3 protein-coding genes and 2 pseudogenes are annotated in these 2388 nt (G+C 60.7%); 3 read left to right on the plus strand and 2 right to left on the minus strand.

The genetic code is table 11. From position 1 onward, the window contains the following. Positions 1-226 (minus strand): annotated as a pseudogene (locus tag ACWNCF_RS05065) (hypothetical protein); the annotation flags it as partial. Between the two features lie 71 nt (positions 227-297). Continuing rightward, complete coding sequence (locus tag ACWNCF_RS05070; RefSeq protein WP_449406254.1) at positions 298-615, minus strand: phenylalanine--tRNA ligase subunit beta-related protein; 318 nt, start codon at positions 613-615, stop codon at positions 298-300. 104 nt (positions 616-719) lie between these two features. Between ACWNCF_RS05070 and ACWNCF_RS05075 the strand changes: the two are divergent. The 3 genes and pseudogenes from ACWNCF_RS05075 to ACWNCF_RS05085 form a co-directional block, all read left to right on the plus strand. Beyond that, positions 720-1148: pseudogene (locus ACWNCF_RS05075) on the plus strand (phenylalanine--tRNA ligase subunit beta-related protein); the annotation flags it as partial. Between the two features lie 154 nt (positions 1149-1302). Then, positions 1303-1680, plus strand: coding sequence for an integration host factor subunit alpha (locus ACWNCF_RS05080; RefSeq protein ID WP_056435672.1), 378 nt, complete (start codon positions 1303-1305; stop codon positions 1678-1680). 24 nt (positions 1681-1704) lie between these two features. Next, complete coding sequence (locus ACWNCF_RS05085) at positions 1705-2109, plus strand: MerR family transcriptional regulator (protein WP_449406255.1); 405 nt, start codon at positions 1705-1707, stop codon at positions 2107-2109. The last annotated feature ends 279 nt before the right edge of the window (positions 2110-2388 follow it).

Below are 2388 nucleotides of genomic sequence, written 5' to 3' on the forward strand. Positions count from 1 at the left end.
GCTGCTCGTGCTGCGCTTGTTCGCGCAGCGGAAGTTGCCGAAACCGGCACAGCTTGACCGCCTTCTCGTCGTGCTCGGAGCGGTGTCGCCATTTCGTCAAAGAACGTCTCGACCATGTCCTTGGCCTCGCGCTTGTTCAGGCGACTAACAGCAGTTCAGCCAGCTCCGCCTTGGTCAGGGTCGGCAACGCCTTTTCCGCTTCCTGCCGTACCCGGGCCACCTGCATCGCACGATGCAGTACGGCTAGCGCTTCCTGGAGCACGGCGGAATCAACGTCGTTGTTGTTAATTTTAAGCCCTACCTTGTTCTGGATTTGTGATGGGGCTCGAGAAGCCGAGGCGGTTTCCCGATGCCCCTGTCAGGCATGTCGCCCTTATTACGAACGCAATTTTGCGCCGTGTCTTGTTGCGCCGAGGCTGCGAGCGCGGCCATGATGGCCTCGACCGCATCGTCCTGCAGCGTCGATTGAGTATCTTGCAAGCGAAGGCGGAAAGCAAGACTTTTTTCATCTTGTTCCAGACCCTTGCCGCGGTATTCATCAAATGAAACAACGGCTTGCACGAGTTTGCCGAGCGGGTTCGACGTCAGTTCCGACTGGAAAGCATCGGGCAGCACCCGCGCCGGCGACGTTCTGTTCGACGACCAGCGCCAGGTCGCGCGTGGCGCCGCGGGAACCTCGAGATTTCAGCGTAGCGCGGCACGTCGCGCGCGCGCAGGGCGTCGGCATCGTCGGCGAGCTGCATCCGCGCTGGCTGCAGAAGTACGACCTGCCGCAGGCGCCGGTGCTGTTCGAGGTGGATGCCGACGCCCTGCGCGCGCGCGACGTGCCGCGCTACGCTGAAATCTCGAAGTTCCCGGGCGCCACGCGCGACCTGGCGCTGGTCGTCAAACAGGACGTGCCGGCCCAGGCGCTGCTCGATGCTTTCCAGTCGGAACTGACGTCGAACCCGCTCGGCAAACTCGTGCAAGCCGTTGTTTTATTTGATGAATACCGCGGCAAGGGTCTGGAACAAGATGAAAAAAGTCTTGCTTTCCGCTTTGGCTTGCAAGATACTCAATCGACGCTGCAGGACGATGCGGTCGAGGCCATCATGGCCGCGCTCGCAGCCTCGGCGCAACAAAAACACGGCGCAAAATTGCGTTCGTAATAAGGGCGACATGCCTGACAGGGGCATCGGGAAACCGCCTCGGTTTCTCGAGCCCCCATCACAAATCCAGAACAAGGTAGGGCTTAAAATTAACAACAACGACGTTGATTCCGCCGTGCTCCAGGAAGCGCTGGCCGCTGATCTGCATCGTGCGATGCAGGTGGCCCGGGTACGGCAGGAAGCGGAAAAGGCGTTGCCGACCCTGACCAAGGCGGAGCTGGCTGAACTGCTGTTCGAGCAGGTCGGCCTGAACAAGCGCGAGGCCAAGGACATGGTCGAGACGTTCTTTGACGAAATCCGCAACGCGCTCGAGCGCGGCGAGGCGGTCAAGCTGTCCGGTTTCGGCAACTTCCAGTTGCGCGACAAGCCGCAGCGCCCCGGCCGCAATCCGAAAACCGGGGAAGAAATCCCCATCACGGCGCGCCGCGTCGTGACGTTCCACGCCAGCCAGAAACTCAAGGGCATGGTCGAAGAGGCGAATCCGGGTAATCCGGGGAGCCCGGGTCGTCCTTCCCTGGCGCGGGCCGCCTGATAAAGCCGTCAAGGCTTGTGAGCGATGAACGACCGACCGAACAAGATGGACCCGACCGTGCTGCCGCCGATCCCGGCCAAGCGCTATTTCACGATTGGTGAAGTCAGCGAATTGTGCGGGGTCAAACCGCACGTGCTCCGCTACTGGGAGCAGGAATTTACCCAGCTAAAACCGGTCAAACGCCGTGGAAACCGCCGTTATTACCAGCACCACGAAGTGCTGCTGATCCGGCGCATCCGCGAATTGCTATACGAGCAGGGCTTCACCATCAGCGGTGCGCGCAATCGCCTGGACGGGCGGAGCCAGCACGACGCCGAAGCATTGCCGGAACCACCACCGCCGGCCGTGCCGACCATCGAGCCGGAAGCGTTGCGTGCCGAGCTGCACGCGATTCTCGCCCTGCTCAAGCAAGGTTCGCCGGCAGCCTGACCGACTCGCCGACGCGCAGCGGTCGACGCAGCCAGCTCAGGCGTGCGCTCCTATTGTTCTGCACCCCGGAGGTGCTAAAATGTCACTTGCAGTTTGCTGACTCAAACGCATGACCTGACCGGAGGCGTGAGGTGTCAGCCTCGGCTCTTTCCTGTATCGGGAAAACTTAAGGGAAGACAATGATACGCGTTGCCATTTGTGACGATCACCAGGTGCTGGATCATCCAACTAACTCCTCCGTTTTAACCTTAGCAATACGTAACTGAACGAGTAGATGCA

The organism is Massilia phosphatilytica (assembly GCF_977014125.1).